We start from the raw sequence: 18334 nt of genomic DNA, 5'->3' as shown, positions 1-18334 counted from the left end.
TTGAGCGCCGACGATGAAAACCGCTTCCGGCCGAGGCTCGGCCGCATCCGATCCGACACGCCCAAGTCCGGCAAGACCAAGAGCTTTTTCACGCAGGTCAAGAAGATCACCCGGCAGCATCAGGCGGCAGCCGCCCGCGATCCTTCCATGCCGTCATCCGCCCGTCCGTCATCGCCGGCCCGTTCCCGTGCCGTGGTCGCCAGCGGCAAGGGCGTGAAGCGCGGCCGGGGCGCGAGCTTCGTGCGCGCCCGGAATATCTCCGGCCATTGGCATCATCGCCAGCCAGGCAGCCGCCGCGTGATCGTCAAGCAGCGCAGCGTCAGGGCCGCATGGAAGGGCGGCCGTGCCCGCGCGCATCTGCGCTATGTCCAGCGCGACGGCACGTCACGCGATGGCGAGCGGGGCCGGCTCTACTCGGGGACCGAGGACCGCGCCGATGGCGACGCTTTCCTTGATCGCGCCAAGGACGACCGCCACCAGTTCAGGTTCATCGTCTCGCCCGAGGACGGCGCGGAGCTGTCGGACCTCACAGCCTATACCCGCGATTTTGTGAAACAGGTGGAAGCCGACCTCGGCACGAAACTCGATTGGGTTGCCGTCAATCACTACAACACCGGCCATCCCCATGTGCATGTCATCGTCAACGGCCGCGACGACATGGGCGGGGATCTAGTCATCAACGGCGACTACCTTTCCGCCGGCCTGCGCGAGCGCGCCAGCGAGCTTGCCAGTCTGGAACTCGGCCCCGTCACCGAGATCGAACAGACCCATAAGCTGTCGGCCGAAATCGACCAAGATCGGTTCACCCGCATCGACCGCGCCATGTCCGAGGAAGCCGACGCCCGTTTCCTCGACCTGCGCCATGAACCGGCAGCGCCGAGGCGGCAGTTCGAGCGGACGCTACGCCTGCGTCGTCTTACCAAGCTGGAGAAGATGGGACTGGCGACCGAGCACGCGCCTGCCGTTTGGGAATTGAGCAAGGACATGGAACCGGCCCTGCGCGAGTTGGGCGAGCGCGGCGACATTCTCCGCACGATGCAGAAGGCGCTCGGCCCGCAGGGCGGCGAACGCGATCCCATGAGCTTTCAAATTCATGACGGAGCTCCCGAGACGCCCATCGTCGGCCGTGTCGTGGACAAGCACCTGTCCGACGAGTTGGGCGAGAACCTGACAATCGTGGTGGACGGGATCGACGGCCGCACCCACCACATCGCCGGCATCGTTCCCGGGCGGCTGGAGGACGCGCGCATCGGCAGCGTCATCGAGGTCGGCCCGGCAGAGGCGACGGCCCGGCCGTCCGACCGCACCATCACGGCCATCGCCGAGGACGGCATCTATCGGCCGAGCCGCCATCTGGAGCAGGCGAAATTCGAGGGCCGCGTTCCGGGCGGCGACTATGAGGGCTATGTCGATGCCCATGTGCGCCGGCTGGAGGCGCTGCGCCGGGCCGGGATCGTCGAGCGGATCGACGCCGACCAATGGCGCATCCCTGATGATCTTGTCAGCCGCGCCGCCGCCTACGATGCCGGACGCGACCAACAGGCCAGCGTTCGCGTCCTTTCCCCGGTCGATCTGGGCAAGCAGATCGGATCGGATGGCGCGACCTGGCTAGACCGGCGATTGGTTCATGGCGAGACGGCCGACTTTGCGCCGACCGGTTTCGGCCAGCAAGTGCGCGAGGCTATGGACCAGCGGCGCGAGCATCATGTCGAGCAGCGCGACGCCACCCGAGCGCGAGACGGCCGCATCTTCTACAGGCGCAACCTTCTCGCCACCTTGCGCGAGCGGGAGGTTGCGCGCGTCGGCGCGGAGATGGCCGAAACCAAGGGCCTGCCGTTCCGCGCCGCCACGGACGGGGAGAGTGTTAGCGGCAAGTTCACCGGCGCCGTGCAGCTATCGAGCGGCAAGTTTGCCGTGGTCGAGAAGTCCTATGAGTTCACCCTTGTCCCTTGGCGGCCGGTGATCGACCGGCAGCTCGGCCGCGAGGTCATGGGTGTTGTGCAGGGCGGATCGGTGTCGTGGCAGGTGGGGCGGCAGAGGGGGCTGGAACGCTGAGGGCGCCCATGCCGCATTGCGAAGCCAAAGATAATCGGATAGGAGGTATCTATTCATATTCGTAAGCGTGGAGTCATCAGATGGGAAATTCCAAGTCAGCAGACAAGTAAGCCGCAACAACCAGTATTGTTGTTGCGGCGCTCTGTAAGGCTAGTCTCATCTGATTGCTGACGAGCAGACGTCGCCCGGTATTCCTTAATCGAGCGGTTGATTCGTCATGACCACCACACGCCCCGCGTGGGCCTATACGCTGCCGGCAGCACTGCTGCTGATGGCTCCCTTCGACATCCTCGCTTCACTGGCGATGGATATTTATCTCCCCGTCGTTCCAGCGATGCCCGGCATCCTGAACACGACGCCCGCCATGATCCAACTCACGTTGAGCCTCTATATGGTGATGCTCGGCGTGGGCCAGGTGATTTTTGGTCCGCTCTCAGACCGCATCGGGCGACGGCCAATTCTACTTGCGGGCGCAACGGCTTTCGTCATTGCGTCTGTGGGGGCAGCTTGGTCTTCAACTGCACCAGCCTTTGTCGCTTTCCGTCTGCTTCAAGCAGTGGGCGCGTCGGCCATGCTGGTTGCGACGTTCGCGACGGTTCGCGACGTTTATGCCAATCGTCCTGAGGGTGTCGTCATCTACGGCCTTTTCAGTTCGATGCTGGCGTTCGTGCCTGCGCTCGGCCCTATCGCCGGAGCGTTGATCGGCGAGTTCTTGGGATGGCAGGCGATATTCATTACTTTGGCTGTACTGGCTATTCTCGCACTCCTAAATGCGGGTTTCAGGTGGCACGAAACCCGCCCTCTGGATCAAGCGAAGACGCGCCGATCTGTTTTGCCGATCTTCGCGAGTCCGGCTTTTTGGGTTTACACCGTCGGCTTTAGCGCCGGTATGGGCACCTTCTTCGTCTTCTTCTCGACGGCTCCCCGTGTGCTCATAGGCCAAGCGGAATATTCCGAGATCGGATTCAGCTTTGCCTTCGCCACTGTCGCGCTTGTAATGATCGTGACAACCCGTTTCGCGAAGTCCTTTGTCGCCAGATGGGGCATCGCGGGATGCGTGACGCGCGGGATGGCACTGCTCGTTTGCGGTGCGGCCCTGTTGGGGATCGGCGAACTTTTCGGATCGCCGTCATTTCTCAGCTTCATCTTGCCGATGTGGGTTGTCGCGGTCGGTATTGTCTTCACGGTGTCCGTTACCGCGAACGGCGCTTTGGCAGAGTTCGACGACATCGCAGGATCAGCGGTCGCGTTCTACTTCTGCGTTCAAAGCCTGATAGTCAGCATTGTCGGGACATTGGCGGTGACGCTGTTAAACGGTGACTCAGCGTGGCCCGTGATCTGTTACGCCACGGCGATGGCAGTGCTGGTGTCGTTGGGGCTGGTGCTCCTTCGGCTCCGTGGGACTGCCACCGAGAAGTCGCCAGTCGTCTAACCGACGACTGGTAGCAGGCCCGCTCCGATGCGGCGCACTAACCATCGAAACCTCGTGAATGGCGGTATCCTGTCTGGCAGGATACCGCTCATTTCCCTTGTTCAGTTCATCGCCGTCGCCGAGCATCTGAATTTTCGGCATGCGGCCAAGGCACTCGGCGTCAGCCAGTCGAGCGTCAGCGCGCGTGTGAAAGCGCTGGAGGATAATCTTGGTGTCCTGCTGTTTGAGCGCCATGCGCGGGGCGTTCGGCTAACAGACGCAGGCAGGCACTTCATGGAGCGTGTCACGGCGGGTGTCGATCAACTCGATCACGCGGTGAAGACCGCCGGCATGACAGCTCAAGGAGAATGCGGCCGGCTTCGCATCGGCATCCATGCCTTGATCCCACGCAGCTTTCTCACGGAGCTGATCCGTCATTATCGGGAAGCCCATACCGGCATTGAGGTCGAGATCACCGAAGGCACGGCCCGCGATGCGGTGATGCAGCTTCGTGCTGACCAGCTCGACGTGGCGTTCGTCGCGGGCAAGCCCGAGATGCCCGACTGCCATACCCGACCGATCTGGACCGAACCGCTGGTGGCCGTGCTATCGGATGGGCATCGCCTCGCCGGCCAGTCCGCAATCACTTGGTCCGATCTGGTCGGCGAGACTTTCATTGTTCGCTATGGTGGCACCGGCCCGCAGGTCCACGACCATATCGTGCTGCGCCTTGCCGGGCGTTGGCCCGCACCGTGGATCCTGCGCTTTGATGTGGGGCGCGGCACGCTGCTATCTATGGTCGGACAAGGCTTCGGCATCACCATCGTCGGCGAGGCCACGTCATTGTTGCCGACGACCGGCATCGTCTTCCTGCCCTTCCTCGATGAACCGGAGCCGGTTGCCTTTACAGCCGTCTGGTCGCCGTTCAATCGCAGCTCCGCGCTGAAAAATCTGCTCAACCTCGCAGGCAAAATGAAGCGTGACGGCGATTCGTCCAATCGTTTCCTCGATGGCACTCGACCGGCACGATAAAGGCAAAGGCGACCCGTCCTATTTGCCACCGATAGTATCCGGCAGCCCTCCGGCATCCACTTTCCTGTTGCCCGTCCCGATTTTGCCTACTCTCTGATCGGCTCCGTCTTTTTTTGCCGACTGGAGCCTGTATGCGCGGAGGCCGAATCCTTTGGGGTCAGATTGGTGCCGTCTTCACCATCGTTCTTGTGGTGATGTGGGCGGCGACGCAATGGGTTGCCTTCCGCCTTGGCTTCCAGCCACAACTTGGCAATCCATGGTTCGAGCTGGCGGGCCTGCCGATCTATTATCCGCCCGCTTTCTTCTGGTGGTGGTTTTCGTTCGACGCTTATGCGCCCGCGATCTTCGTGGAGGGCGGCATCATCGCGGTGTCAGGCGGTTTCCTCGCCATCGCCACCGCCATCCTCATGTCGATCATCAGGGCGCGGGAGGCGCGCAACGTCGCCACCTACGGATCGGCGCGATGGGCTGAGGACAAGGATATCCGAGCGGCTGGATTGCTCGGCCCCGATGGCGTCCTGCTCGGCCGATACTACAGGGACTATCTGCGCCATGACGGTCCCGAGCATGTTCTATGCTTCGCCCCGACGCGCAGCGGCAAGGGCGTCGGATTGGTGGTGCCGACGCTGCTGACATGGCCGGCATCCGCCATCGTCCACGACATAAAAGGGGAAAACTGGACGCTGACAGCGGGCTTTCGCGCGAAGCATGGCCGCGTCCTGCTGTTTGATCCGACCAACGCCAGATCGTCGGCCTACAATCCGTTGCTGGAGGTGCGGCAGGGCGAATGGGAAGTCCGCGACGTTCAGAATATCGCGGATATTCTCGTCGATCCCGAAGGCAGCCTCGACAAGCGCAACCATTGGGAAAAGACCAGCCACAGCCTGCTTGTCGGCGCGATCCTGCATGTTCTCTATGCGGAGAAGGACAAGACCTTGGCGGGCGTCGCCAACTTCCTGTCCGACCCGCGCCGCCCTGTCGAAGCGACGCTTCGCGCGATGATGGAAACGGCGCATCTCGGCGAAGCAGGCGTTCATCCCGTCATCTCGTCGTCGGCCCGCGAGCTGTTGAACAAATCCGAGAACGAACGGTCGGGCGTGTTGAGCACGGCCATGTCCTTTCTTGGCCTCTACCGCGATCCCGTGGTGGCGCGCGTGACGGCGCGTTGCGACTGGCGCATTGCCGATCTTGTCGGCAGCCGCCAGCCCGTCACGCTCTATCTGGTCGTGCCGCCGTCCGACATAAACCGCACCAAGCCGCTCATCCGGCTGATCCTCAACCAGATCGGCAGGCGGTTGACCGAGGAACTGACCACCTCTGGCAAGCGGCATCGGCTGCTGTTGATGCTGGACGAGTTTCCAGCACTCGGCCGCCTCGATTTTTTTGAGTCCGCGTTGGCCTTCATGGCGGGCTACGGCCTCAAAGGCTTCCTGATCGCGCAGAGCCTCAATCAGATCGAGCGCGCCTATGGGCCGAACAACGCGATCCTCGACAACTGCCATGTCCGCGTCAGCTTCGCCACCAACGACGAGCGCACCGCCAAGCGGGTGAGTGACGCACTCGGCACCGCAACCGAGCTGCGCGATTCTACCAACTACGCCGGGCACAGATTGGCCCCGTGGTTAGGTCACTTGATGGTGTCGCGGCAGGAGACGGCGCGGCCGCTGCTCACGCCGGGCGAGATCATGCAGCTTCCGCCGACCGATGAAATTGTCATGGTCGCTGGCACGCCGCCGATCCGCGCCACCAAGGCCCGCTACTACGAGGACGCGCGGTTTCAGGAACGCATCCTGACCCCGCCCGATCTGGTCGCCGCTCCGCTGGCGCCCGGCCTATCCGCCGATGATTGGTCCGGCCGCGTGGTCGCGGCGGAAAGCCATTCCGCGCCGGCCGCCGCAGACGGGGCCGATGGCGATCCGGCCAATGCCGGCATCCGCCGCGAGCCGGAATTGCCAAGCCAAGAGGAAATCGTCACGCCGCCGCCGTCGCCCGAACAGGAGTTCGAGTTTCTGGACGACGAGCCGGACGTTGACGCGGCCAAGGCCCGCGCCATGCGCCAGCGCATGAGGATGGTGGCGCGGCAAGTGGCGCTGAACCCCGATGACGGAATCGACCTTTGAGGATACGCTCATGGCAACCAGAAGCCGCCTGAATATCTATTTCGACCCCGCGCTCATTCCGCAGATCGAGGCAATGGCGCTGCGCCGCTCGGTGGCGCTGCGCCGCAATTTCTCAAAATCCGCCATCGTGGAGGCGGCGGTCATGTCCTACCTGTCCGGCGATGCCGACGACCAGCTTGAAGCCGCCATGTCTCGCCGCTTGGACAAGCTCGGCCGCCAGATCGACAAGCTCGACCTAGATCTCGCCGTCCTCGGCGAGACGGTCGCGCAGTTCATCCACTTCTGGATGACCATCACGCCGCCGCTTACGGGAGCCGCGCAATCCGCAGCCCGTGCAAAAGGTGCGGAGCGGTTCGAGGGCTTCATGCAGAATCTCGGCCGGCGTCTGGCGACCGGCGACAGGTTCCTCAAAGAGCTGTCGCGTGACCTCGACTCACTTCCCGACGATCCGTTGCCGGACGAATCCGAGAGCAACGGCGATCAAGAGTAAGTATTCGGACCCGTCCTATTTACCGCCGTTCGCCGCCGATTGCCGCCGTCGCTTAGATACTTGTTGAACCGGCCCAATTCCGGGCTTTCTTAATCGACCCCGTCCGGGGACCGCCTGTTGCGCCCCGCCAGAAGCCGGGGCCGACATGACCACCAACCACCACAGACAGGAAGCGATCCAGCGCGGCGCGCGCATGTTGCGCACCGCGCTCGGCCCCGCAATCGCCCGGCTGCTCGAAGACCCGGCCGTGGTCGAGGTTATGCTGAACCCGGACGGCCGCCTTTGGGTGGATCGGCTGTCCGAAGGGCTTTCCGACACGGGCGAACGGCTGTCTGCCGCCGATGGCGAACGCATCGTGCGGCTGGTCGCGCATCATGTCGGCGCGGAAGTTCATGCCCGCAGCCCGCACGTCTCGGCCGAACTGCCGGAGAGCGGCGAGAGGTTCGAGGGCCTTTTGCCGCCCGTGGTCGCTGCCCCCACCTTCGCCATCCGCAAGCCCGCCGTCGCGGTGTTCACGCTCGACGACTATGTGGCCGCCGGCATCATGTCCGCCGATCAGGCGGAAGCGTTGCGCGAAGCCGTCGCAGCCCGCGCCAACATCCTTGTCGCGGGCGGCACCAGCACCGGCAAAACCACCCTGACCAATGCGCTGCTCGCCGAGGTCGCCAAGGGCGCGGATCGTGTCGTCATCATCGAAGACACCCGCGAGCTGCAATGCGCCGCGCCCAACCTTGTCGCCATGCGGACGAAAGACGGCGTGGCGACGCTTTCCGATCTGGTCCGGTCCTCGCTGCGCCTGCGCCCCGACCGCATCCCCATCGGTGAGGTGCGCGGATCGGAAGCCCTCGACCTTCTGAAAGCGTGGGGCACCGGCCATCCGGGCGGGATCGGAACCATCCATGCCGGCACGGGCATCGGTGCGCTCCGTCGCCTTGAACAGCTCATTCAAGAGGCTGTCGTCACTGTCCCGCGCGCGCTGATCGCCGAGACCATCAACCTAGTTGCCGTCCTTTCCGGGCGCGGTTCCGCGCGCCGGCTGGCCGAGCTTGCCCGCGTCGAGGGGCTGGGGCCGGACGGCGACTACCGCATCACGCATCCTATCCCTTCGGCAATCCCCACCAGCACAGGAGAATCTTCATGATCCGCACGCTCACGCGCGGCTATCGCTTCGCCGCGACCGCCGCATCCACCCTTGCCATCAGCCTCATGCTCGCCCCGGCCGCCCATGCGTCCGGTTCGTCGATGCCATGGGAACAGCCGTTGCAGCAAATCCTCCAGTCCATCGAGGGCCCGGTTGCCAAGATCATCGCCGTCATCATCATCATCGTAACCGGCCTGACTTTGGCCTTCGGCGATACGGGCGGCGGCTTTCGCAAGCTGATCCAGATTGTGTTCGGCCTGTCCATCGCCTTCGCGGCGTCGAGCTTCTTCCTGTCGTTCTTCTCGTTCGGCGGCGGGGCGCTCATCTGATGGCGGGCGGCCTTGAACAACTCGACGCGGTGCCGGGATTCTCTATCCCGGTCCACCGGGCGCTGACCGAGCATATCCTGCTCGGCGGCGCACCGCGCTCCATCGCCATCATGAACGGAACGCTGGCCGGGGCCGTGGGCCTCGGCCTGCGCCTCTGGCTGGTCGGCATCGCCATTTGGGCTATCGGCCATTTCGCGGCCGTGTGGGCGGCAAAGCGCGATCCCCTCTTTGTCGAGGTCGGGCGGCGGCATCTCCGCATCCCCGGTCATCTGGCGGTTTGAGGGAGGCGCGTCGATGATGAACCTTGCCGAATACCGCCGCACCGCCACCCGGCTCGCCGACTATTTCCCATGGGCGGCACTGGTCGGCTCCGGCGTCGTCTTGAACAAGGACGGGAGTTTTCAGAGGACGGCGAAGTTTCGCGGTCCTGATCTGGATTCCGCCGTCGCGGCCGAGCTGGTCGCCGTCGCCGGCCGCATCAACAACGCCGTGCGCCGTCTCGGCTCCGGCTGGAGCATCTTTGTCGAGGCGCAGCGCAGCGAGGCCGCAACCTATCCTGACAGCACCTTTCCCGACGCCGCGTCGGCGCTGGTCGATGCAGAGCGGAAAGCCGGTTTCGAGGAAGCGAACGCGCATTTTGTGTCGGGCTATTTCCTGACCTTCCTCTGGCTGCCGCCTGCCGAGGAAGCGGCCCGCGCCGAGACATGGCTTTACGAAGGCCGGGAGAAAATGGGTGTGGACCCGTGGGAGCTGCTGCGCGGCTTCATCGACCGCACCGACCGCGTGCTGGCCTTGCTTGATGGCTTCATGCCGGAGTGCCGTTGGTTGGATGACGGCGCGACGCTGACCTACCTCCATTCCACCATTTCGACCAACCGCCATCGCGTGCGCGTGCCCGAGGTGCCGATGCACCTCGACGCGCTGTTGGCCGACCAGCCTTTGACCGGGGGGCTGGAGCCGCGCCTTGCCGACGCGCATCTGCGCGTCCTGACCATCGTGGGATTCCCCACCGCGACGACGCCCGGTCTGCTCGACGAGATGAACCGGCTGCCGTTCCCGTATCGCTGGAGCACGCGGGCGATCCTGCTCGACAAGACCGACGCCACGCGGCTGCTGACCCGCATCCGCCGCCAATGGTTCGCCAAGCGCAAGAGCGTCGCCGCGATTCTGAAAGAGGTCATGACGAACGAGACGTCCGCGCTTGTGGACACCGATGCCGCCAACAAGGCGCTCGACGCGGACATGGCCTTGCAGGAGCTTGGCGCGGACGTGGCGGGCATGGCCTACGTCACGGCGACCGTCACCGTATGGGACGCCGACCCGCGCCTTGCCGACGAGAAGCTGCGCCTGGTCGAGAAGGTCGTTCAGGGCCGCGACTTCACCGTCATGGCCGAAACCGTCAACGCGGTTGACGCATGGCTCGGCAGCCTGCCCGGACATGCCTACGCGAATGTCCGCCAGCCACCCATCAGCACTTTGAATCTCGCCCACATGATCCCGCTTTCGGCGGTGTGGGCGGGGCCGGAACGGGACGAGCATTTCGGTGCACCCCCTTTGCTCTTTGGAAAGACCGAAGGCTCAACCCCGTTCCGGCTAAGTCTCCATGTCGGCGACGTAGGCCACACCCTTGTCGTCGGCCCCACGGGCGCGGGCAAGAGCGTGTTGCTCGCCCTCATGGCGCTCCAGTTCCGGCGCTATGCGGCCAGCCAAGTCTTCGCCTTCGACTTCGGCGGCAGCATCCGCGCCGCCGCGCTCGCCATGGGCGGGGATTGGCACGATTTGGGCGGTGGCCTCACGGAAGGGGACGAGGCGTCCGTTTCGCTCCAGCCGCTTGCCCGCATCCACGACACCTATGAACGCGCATGGGCGGCGGACTGGATTGCGGCCATCCTCATGCGCGAGGGGCTGGCGATCACGCCCGAGGTCAAGGAACACCTTTGGACGGCGCTGACTTCGCTCGCTTCCGCGCCCGCCGAGGAACGGACCATCACCGGCCTTGCGGTGCTGTTGCAATCCAACGATCTGAAACAGGCGCTCCGTCCGTTCTGCGTCGGCGGTGCCTATGGCCGACTGCTCGACGCCGAGACAGAGCGTTTGGGATCGGCGGACGTGCAGGCGTTCGAGATCGAGGGCCTTGTCGGGACCGGCGCGGCCCCGGCCGTGCTCGCCTATCTGTTCCATCGTATCGGCGACCGGCTCGACGGGCGGCCGACGCTGCTCATCATCGACGAGGGTTGGCTTGCGCTCGACGACGAGGGTTTCGCCGGCCAGCTCCGCGAATGGCTGAAAACGCTGCGCAAGAAGAACGCCAGCGTCATCTTCGCCACGCAAAGCCTGTCCGACATCGACGGCAGCAACATCGCGCCCGCGATTATCGATAGCTGCCCGACGCGGCTCTTGCTGCCGAACGAGCGCGCCATCGAGCCGCAGATCACGGCCATCTATCGCCGCTTCGGCCTCAATGACAGGCAGATCGAAATCCTCGCACGGGCCACGCCCAAGCGGGATTATTACTGCCAAAGCCGCAGGGGCAATCGCCTGTTCGAGCTTGGCCTGTCCGAAGTCGGCCTCGCGCTCTGCGCCGCATCCTCCAAATCCGACCAGACCGAAATCGCGCGCATCCATGCCGAGCACGGCCGCGCCGGTTTCCTCGCCGGCTGGCTACGCCATCGCGGCGTCGAGTGGGCGGCCGACCTGATCCCGAACCTCACCAACCTTGCCGACCGGCCGGAATCCGCCGCGCCGGCCCGGCTCGATACCCACCCCACACAGGAGATTCTTCCATGACCTATCCCAAGATCGTCGGGGCCTCGGCCCTTGCGCTGGCGCTCGCCGTGCCCGTCGCGCTTTCGCCCATGCTGGCAGGCCCGGCCCATGCGCAATTCGGCTTCGGCCGCATCGTCTATGACCCGAGCAACTACGCGCAGAACGTCCTCACGGCAGCGCGCACGCTCGAACAGATCAATAACCAGATCACCAGCCTCCAGAACGAGGCGCAGATGCTCATCAATCAGGCCCGCAACCTTGCGAGCCTACCGCATAGCTCGCTCCAGCAGCTCCAGCAGAACGTCCAGCGCACGCAGCAGCTTCTCGGGCAGGCCCAAAATCTCGCGTTCGAGGTCGGCCAGATCGACCAAGCGTTCCAGAGCCAATACGGCAATGTCTCGCTTTCGGCGACCGACGCCCAGCTTGTCGCCGACGCGCGCGGCCGTTGGGGAAATACGGTTGGCGGTTTGCAGGACGCCATGCGCGTGCAGGCTGGCGTCGTCGGCAATATCGACAGCAATCGCGCCGAGATGGCCGCGCTTGTCGGCCAGAGCCAAGGCGCGACCGGCGCGCTGCAAGCCACGCAGGCCGGCAACCAGCTCCTTGCCCTCCAGTCGCAGCAGCTTTCCGACCTGATTGCGCTCATCTCGGCGAACGGGCGGGCCGATGCGCTGACCGAGGCCGAGCGCGCGACCGCCGCCGAACAGGGCCGCGAGCAGCGTCGCCGCTTCCTCACGCCGGGCAGCGGATACCAGCCGGGCAACGCGCAGATGTTCAACAACGGCAACAACTGACCGGGAGGCTCGCCATGGACGGCAAGATGCTGGCCCGGCTCGGGGCCGTGGTGTTCATCGCCATCGCCGTCACGGCGACCGCAATCGACATGGCGCGGAAGGATGAACCTTCCGCGCCGCCCCCGGCCTCGGCCTTCCAGCCGCCAGCCGATCCCCTGCGCGAAACCTTGCGCCGCTGCCAGCAGCTCGGCGAGGCAGCCGCCAGCGATGCCGACTGCCTCGCCGCATGGGCCGAATCCCGCGACCGCTTCCTCGGCCGTGATCGCAGCGAGGCGCGCTGACCATGGGCAACACGGGCGTCATCGACAATTTCCTCGGCGTATTCACGTCCTACATCGACAGCGGGTTCGGCCTGCTCGGCGGCGAGGTCGCCTTCATCGCCACGACGCTCATTGTCATCGACGTGACGCTCGCCGCGCTCTTTTGGGCATGGGGCGCGGATGACGACATTATCGCGCGGCTGGTCAAGAAGACCCTGTTTGTGGGCGTCTTCGCCTACATCATCAGCAATTGGAACAACCTCGCCCGCATCGTCTTCGAGAGCTTCGCCGGCCTCGGCCTCATGGCGTCGGGCACCGGCTTTTCCGTCACCGATCTGATGCGGCCGGGCCGCGTCGCGCAGACCGGCCTCGACGCCGGCCGCCCGCTGCTCGATTCCATTTCCGACCTGATGGGCTGGATCGCCTTTTTCGAGAACTTCATCCAGATCGCGTGCCTGCTGTTCGCATGGGCGCTGGTGGTGCTGGCCTTCTTCATCCTCGCCATCCAGCTTTTCGTGACCCTGATCGAGTTCAAGCTGACCACGCTTGCCGGCTTCGTCCTCATCCCCTTCGGCCTTTTCGGCAAGACCGCCTTCATGGCCGAGAAGGTCTTGGGCAACGTGGTGTCCTCCGGCATCAAGGTCTTGGTGCTCGCCGTCATCATCGGCATCGGCAGCACCTTGTTTTCGCAATTCACGGCCGGTTTCGGCGGGGCGACCCCGACCATCGACGACGCCATGGCGATTGTGCTCGCCGCGCTGTCGCTGCTCGGCCTCGGCATCTTCGGCCCCGGCATCGCCAACGGCATCGTCTCGGGCGGCCCCCAGCTCGGGGCGGGCGCAGCCGTGGGCACCGGCCTCGCTGCTGGCGGCATGGTGCTTGCGGGCGGCGCGGCGGCCGGTGGCGGGGCCATGCTTGCCGCGAAGGGCGGCGCTGCTGCCCTGTCCGGTGGAGCCGCGGCCGTTCGCGGCTGCGCGACGGCCGCGGGAGCGGCGACCGCTGCCTATAGCCTCGGCTCGCTCGGCCAGTCCGGCGCGGCCGGTGTCGCTTCCGGCCTTGGCGGTGTTGCACGCGCCGCAGGCTCGGCCGCCATCTCGCCACTCAAGCGCGCGGCCTCCAGCGCAACATCCCAAGCAAGCGAAAGCGTAAAGTCCAGCTTCGCCGATGGCGTGCACGCCGGCTTCGGTGCGACGGGCGGCACGTCTTCCATGGGCATGGTCGGCGGCGCGAGCGCCGCCCCGGCAGCCGCGCCGCCGACTTCCCCCGATGGTCCCCCGGCTTGGGCGCAGCGGATGCAGCGCCGGCAAGCCATGAACCACGGCACCACCATGACAGCCCATGCCGTCCGCTCCGGCGACAGCCACGGCTCCGGTTCTTCCGTCAACCTTTCCGAAAGTGACCGCTCATGAGCATCTTCAAACGACCAGCAACCCATTACGGCAAATCGCCGGAACCCGAGACGCCCTATCAGAAGGCCGCGCAGGCATGGGACGAGCGTATCGGCTCGGCCCGCGTGCAGGCTCGGAACTGGCGGCTCATGGCCTTCGGCTCCCTGATCCTTTCGGCCGGCTTCGCCTCGGCGCTGGTCTGGCAGTCCGCACGCGGGACCGTGGTGCCTTGGGTGGTGCAAGTGGACAATCTCGGGCAGGCGCAGACCGTCGCGCCTGCCAACGCCGACTATCGGCCGACCGATCCGCAGATTGCTTTCCATCTTGGCCGGTTCATCGAGCAGGTGCGCGCGATCCCGGCCGACGCGATCATTGTCCGCCAGAACTGGCTTCGCGCCTATGAGTGGACCACGGATCGCGGCGCGGCGGCGCTCAACGACTACGCCCGCGCCAATGATCCTTTTGCCAAGGTCGGCCGCCAGCAAGTCGCCGTCGAAGTCTCGAGCGTCATCCGCGCATCGCCGAACAGCTTCCGCGTCGCGTGGACCGAACGCCATTTCGAGAACGGCCAGCTTTCCAGCACGGAAAGATGGACGGCCATCCTCACCATCGTCATCCAGCCGCCGCGCGACGCCGAGCGTCTGCGCGCCAATCCGTTGGGAATCTACGTCAATGCAATTTCGTGGTCGCGGGAGATGAGCCAATGAGGACGATCACCCGCACCCCTACAATCGCGGCCGTGCTGCTTTCGGCTACTATGCTCGCAGGCTGCGCCACCAACCGGACGCCGCAATTCAGCTACGACGCCAGCGTGCCGCCGCTGCCGACCGTGCAGGCGGCGGCAACAGACAATACGCCCCGGCCGCTGCATGTGCCCCCGGCATGGACCGTGGCGCGCGGCGGCACCGCCGCAGGCACGCCGACCGGCCGCGTCGAGAACGCCAACGCCGCCGCCCGCGTCGAGCCGCGCCGCGAAGGCTACTACAACGCGATCCAGATTTATCCGTGGTCGGAAGGCGCGCTCTATCAGGTCTATGCCGCAGTCGGGCAGATCACGATGATCGCGCTGGAGCCGGGCGAAAGCCTGACAGGCGCGGGGCCGATTGCGGCGGGCGACACCGCCCGCTGGATCATCGGCGACACCGAGAGCGGTAGCGGTGCAAATCGCCGAGTCCATATCCTTGTGAAGCCGACGCGCCCGGACATTTCCACCAACCTTGTCGTCACCACCGACCGGCGCACCTACATGCTCGAGCTGCGCGCGCGGGAATCGCTCTACATGCCCGCCGTGGCATGGGCCTATCCCGCACCGCCTGCCGGCCAGCGCCAGACCGTTCCGGCCGCACCCATCATTCCCGCCGAGGCAGCGCGGAACTATCGCTATGGGTTGCAGGTGCAGGGCGATAGCCCGCCATGGCGGCCGGTTTCCGTCTTCGATGACGGCAGGCGCGTTTATATCGTCTTCCCGGCTGGGATCGTGCAGGGCGAGATGCCGCCGATTTTCGTGCTTGGCGCGAACGGCGAACCGCAGATCGTCAACAGCCGTGTTCACCAGAACGTCCTGATCGTGGACCGCCTGTTCGGCGCGGCCGAGCTGCGCCTTGGCAGCGGCAATCGCCAGCAGATCGTCAGGATCGTCCGCATCAACCCGACGCAGGCCGCAGCAGAGCCAGCCAGCGCGACCACGGGAGGATCATCCTCATGAGCGATACCGATACAGCAGCCCCCATGCGCCTGCGCGCCGAAACGCCCAGCGTCACCCGTCTTTCCCGCAAGATGCTGGCAGGCGTCGGCGCGGTCGCGCTTCTCGGCATCGGTGGCGCGCTGATTTACGCGCTCCAGACCCGGGATGCAGGACCGGGCGGCGAAGAACTCTATTCGACCAACAACCGGCAAACTGCCGATGGGCTAGCGGGCCTGCCGAGCGACTATAGCGGCCCGGTCCTCGGGCCGGCATTGCCCGGCGACCTCGGCCGTCCGATCCTCGACGCGCAGAACCGGGGACAGCCCGTTGTGACGCCGCCCATCACGACGCCCGCCGTCGATCCCGAGGAAGAACGCCGCCGCGCCGAGGAAGAAGCCGCGCGCTTGAGCAATGTGTTCTTCCAATCCGGCCCGCGCACGGGAGCGCCGTCAGGAACGGCCATGCCCGGCCTTGCCGGTCTTGGGCTTGGCCGACAGCCGGACGGGACGAGCGGGCAGAACCGCCATGCCGCTTTCCCCGATGGACCCGTGGACCGGCAGACCGTCGCGCCGGATCGTGTCGCGCCGCCGGCTTCGCCCTGGATACTACAGGCCGGGGCCGTGATCCCGGCCGCGCTCATCACCGGCATCCGTTCCGATCTGCCCGGCCAGATCACCGCGCAAGTCACCGAGAACGTCTATGACAGCCCGACCGGCAGCCTGCTCCTGATCCCGCAGGGAACGCGCATCATCGGTCAATACGATGATGGCGTGACCTTCGGCCAGCGTCGCGTGTTGCTGGTGTGGAATCGCCTGATCCTGCCGGGCGGCCGTTCCATCGTTCTGGAGCGCCTGCCGGGCGCGGATGCCAGCGGCTACGCCGGGCTTGAGGATGGCGTCGATTATCATTGGTGGGATCTGATGAAGGCCGCAGGGCTATCCACGCTGCTCGCAGTCGGCACGGAGCTGGCGACGAGCGACGAGGACCGGCTTGTTCGAGCTATCCGCGACGGGGCGCAGGATACCGTCAATCAGGCGGGCCAGCAGATCGTCCAGCGCCAGTTGCAGGTTGCGCCGACGCTGACCATCCGGCCGGGCTTCCCGGTCAGGATCATCGTCACCCGCGACCTTGTGTTCGAGCCGGCAGGAGGTTGACCATGACCAAGCTGAAACTCGGCCCGCTCCCCGACGACAAGCCCGTGAAGGTGACGGTGGAGCTACCTGCGCCGCTTCACCGCGATCTGACCGCCTACGCCGAGGTGCTGGCCCGTGAGACCGGCCAGCCCGTCGCCGATCCCGTCAGGCTGATCGTGCCCATGCTGGAGCGGTTCATCGCCACGGATCGCGGCTTCGCCAAGGCACGGCGTCTGACAAAATGAACACCAGTAAAGGGCGTATACCTATCAATTCCACCGAATGTAATCGGCTGACAGCCGCTTAAAATCCGTGCTGGTCGCGCAGCCGGGATTCGTTTCGATGTGGTCAATTAGGTAGGTCATGCACTCTATCAGCCGTTGGTTGATAACGTTGGTGCGAGCAGCTTCCAAAGCCTGCTTAGCTTGCGTGCGGCATATCGAGCGACCCAACTGCCCCGAAATCTCATAGTGGGTGAACGCAGCCATAATATGCGGCGCGAACTTATCGCCGCCGAGGTTTAGGATAGCGTCATAGTAGCGCTTTCCACCCGGAGAAACGCCGTTGTTGTAGGATACGCCCCTGCCGATCCGACAAAGTAGCACCGTCTTGAAAAGGCGTTCGGCGAGATTGTCAACGATCGAGTTTTGATCCGGGACATAGGACCAAAGGTTGGCGGCCACCGGAGCTTCGTGATGAAAATTGTCCCAACCGTTGTGCTTATCCAGTAGCTCCGTAATTAGCGTATCGACAATAACGAGGCGCTCGGATGGGGAACGATATGCGTTTCCAGAAACGAGAGCAAAGAACTGTTCCCCGAGCGCATATTTATCCTTGTAGAGATTGGTGTTGTATCCTTCCAGCACGATCCCAAGCCGGTAGCGTGGCTCATCCGCACATGTATTCCAGAGCGCGGGTGCAAGGACTGCGATATTCTTTCGCACTCCTTGGTCAGTGTCCGGCGCGACATAGATTCCGAAAACGGTCCTAAGCAGACTTCCGCATAGGTGGCTTGGCAGTTCAGTAAAGCGGCGTTCAATGGTCTGTTTCGTCGCTGGGTCGAGCGGTGCCGTATGGCTCTTGAGGTTTGCAATAAATGCCTGAACTTGAAGCGCTGCTTCGGTAGGCCGGTCGTGCAGAACGTCCTGCACACAGGTCTGCAACCAACCCAGTAGCTCGAAGGCGTTGATGTTGTAGTTGGTTGGGTGAGAGATGCCGATATCGTTCCGCATATCTAGGATATGCTTGAGCTTTTTGTAGGTCGTATCAGAGATAAGCTCCAGTTTTCGGCATGTATCAAGGAGGACAGCATCCTTGAGAGCAGGAAGATCATTTTCAGTCTTGTAGAATTCGCGCGTTTTATTGCCACCAACAGCGGCGTCGAAGAAAATATCGAGGCCATAAAGCGATGCCTTTTTCCGAAGGTCGATCACAACCTCGTTCCAGATCGCATTAAGCGCATAGTCGAACAGGCCGGAACCAGCCCCGATCACAAACTTTGATAGATATCGCGCGTCGCGCTTGACCTCCGCCGGTAGCGACTGAAGGTATCCGGGAAGGTTGCTTGCGATGATCGAGCGCTCGGACGGGTCCGCCATGATGTTCTCATGGGGCAGCCCCACATCACGCAGGAAGTCCACTAGACGCTGGGCCTGCGGATCGACAAGGCTATTTGAAGTGGTGGTCGTAATGTTGCTGTTCATCAACAGGGCCTAAATCACATGACTGCGT

The 18334-nt window shown here is 64.4% G+C and carries 17 protein-coding genes; 16 read left to right on the top strand and 1 reads right to left on the bottom strand.

From position 1 onward, the window contains the following. Positions 1-147 precede the first annotated feature (147 nt). The 16 genes from MF609_RS19955 to MF609_RS01480 all read left to right on the top strand — a co-directional run bounded on the left by MF609_RS19955 (position 148) and on the right by MF609_RS01480 (position 16848). A complete protein-coding gene (locus MF609_RS19955) occupies positions 148-2055 on the top strand; it encodes a relaxase/mobilization nuclease domain-containing protein (protein WP_336944075.1) in 1908 nt (635 codons plus the stop codon). A 217-nt stretch (positions 2056-2272) separates the two neighbouring features. Beyond that, positions 2273-3487: a chloramphenicol/florfenicol efflux MFS transporter FloR gene (gene floR, locus MF609_RS01550; RefSeq protein WP_242414571.1), complete on the top strand. Its 1215-nt coding sequence runs from the start codon at positions 2273-2275 to the stop codon at positions 3485-3487. 27 nt (positions 3488-3514) lie between these two features. Next, the gene (locus MF609_RS01545) at positions 3515-4498 is read left to right on the top strand and encodes a LysR family transcriptional regulator (RefSeq protein WP_242414570.1); all 984 of its coding nucleotides are present in this window, start codon (positions 3515-3517) and stop codon (positions 4496-4498) included. Positions 4499-4629: 131 nt separating this feature from the next. Further along, positions 4630-6618, top strand: coding sequence for a conjugal transfer protein TraG (locus MF609_RS01540; RefSeq protein ID WP_242414569.1), 1989 nt, complete (start codon positions 4630-4632; stop codon positions 6616-6618). Next, a complete protein-coding gene (locus MF609_RS01535) occupies positions 6599-7108 on the top strand; it encodes a CopG family transcriptional regulator (protein WP_242414568.1) in 510 nt (169 codons plus the stop codon). The genes MF609_RS01540 and MF609_RS01535 overlap by 20 nt, the downstream gene beginning before the upstream one ends. A gap of 145 nt (positions 7109-7253) precedes the next feature. After that, positions 7254-8249 (top strand): P-type conjugative transfer ATPase TrbB, encoded by a 996-nt coding sequence (trbB, locus tag MF609_RS01530; RefSeq protein WP_242414567.1) that lies wholly within the window; start codon positions 7254-7256, stop codon positions 8247-8249. Then, positions 8246-8578, top strand: coding sequence for a TrbC/VirB2 family type IV secretion system protein (locus tag MF609_RS01525; protein WP_242414566.1), 333 nt, complete (start codon positions 8246-8248; stop codon positions 8576-8578). The genes trbB and MF609_RS01525 overlap by 4 nt, the downstream gene beginning before the upstream one ends. Further along, positions 8578-8859 (top strand): VirB3 family type IV secretion system protein, encoded by a 282-nt coding sequence (locus tag MF609_RS01520; protein WP_242414565.1) that lies wholly within the window; start codon positions 8578-8580, stop codon positions 8857-8859. The genes MF609_RS01525 and MF609_RS01520 overlap by 1 nt, the downstream gene beginning before the upstream one ends. A gap of 13 nt (positions 8860-8872) precedes the next feature. Continuing rightward, on the top strand, positions 8873-11365 hold the full coding sequence (trbE, locus tag MF609_RS01515) for a conjugal transfer protein TrbE (RefSeq protein WP_242414564.1): 2493 nt from the start codon (positions 8873-8875) through the stop codon (positions 11363-11365). Then, positions 11362-12138 (top strand): P-type conjugative transfer protein TrbJ, encoded by a 777-nt coding sequence (gene trbJ / locus MF609_RS01510; protein ID WP_242414563.1) that lies wholly within the window; start codon positions 11362-11364, stop codon positions 12136-12138. Before trbE ends, trbJ begins: the two co-directional genes overlap by 4 nt. A 14-nt stretch (positions 12139-12152) precedes the next feature. Then, the gene (trbK-alt, locus tag MF609_RS01505; protein WP_242414562.1) at positions 12153-12419 is read left to right on the top strand and encodes a putative entry exclusion protein TrbK-alt; all 267 of its coding nucleotides are present in this window, start codon (positions 12153-12155) and stop codon (positions 12417-12419) included. Positions 12420-12421: 2 nt separating this feature from the next. Beyond that, positions 12422-13807 carry a P-type conjugative transfer protein TrbL gene (trbL, locus tag MF609_RS01500; protein ID WP_242414561.1) on the top strand — a complete coding sequence of 462 codons (1386 nt, stop codon included), beginning with the start codon at positions 12422-12424 and terminating at the stop codon, positions 13805-13807. A gap of 2 nt (positions 13808-13809) precedes the next feature. After that, positions 13810-14493 carry a conjugal transfer protein TrbF gene (trbF, locus tag MF609_RS01495; RefSeq protein ID WP_473829125.1) on the top strand — a complete coding sequence of 228 codons (684 nt, stop codon included), beginning with the start codon at positions 13810-13812 and terminating at the stop codon, positions 14491-14493. Next, on the top strand, positions 14490-15491 hold the full coding sequence (trbG, locus tag MF609_RS01490) for a P-type conjugative transfer protein TrbG (protein WP_242414560.1): 1002 nt from the start codon (positions 14490-14492) through the stop codon (positions 15489-15491). Before trbF ends, trbG begins: the two co-directional genes overlap by 4 nt. A gap of 23 nt (positions 15492-15514) precedes the next feature. Then, on the top strand, positions 15515-16624 hold the full coding sequence (locus MF609_RS01485; RefSeq protein ID WP_336943715.1) for a TraB/TrbI/VirB10 family type IV secretion system protein: 1110 nt from the start codon (positions 15515-15517) through the stop codon (positions 16622-16624). A 2-nt stretch (positions 16625-16626) separates the two neighbouring features. Continuing rightward, entirely contained in the window at positions 16627-16848 is a 222-nt protein-coding gene (locus MF609_RS01480; RefSeq protein ID WP_242414558.1) for a DUF2274 domain-containing protein, read from the top strand. A gap of 24 nt (positions 16849-16872) precedes the next feature. On the opposite strand, the gene MF609_RS01475 is transcribed toward MF609_RS01480, so the two are convergent. Beyond that, positions 16873-18306: a hypothetical protein gene (locus tag MF609_RS01475; protein ID WP_242414557.1), complete on the bottom strand. Its 1434-nt coding sequence runs from the start codon at positions 18304-18306 to the stop codon at positions 16873-16875. Between the last annotated feature and the right edge of the window lie 28 nt (positions 18307-18334).

Source organism: Sphingomonas panni (assembly GCF_022664435.1).
GTDB lineage: Bacteria > Pseudomonadota > Alphaproteobacteria > Sphingomonadales > Sphingomonadaceae > Sphingomonas > Sphingomonas panni.
Note: the sequence above shows the minus strand (reverse complement) of the source record. Positions and strands in the feature narration are given on the sequence as shown.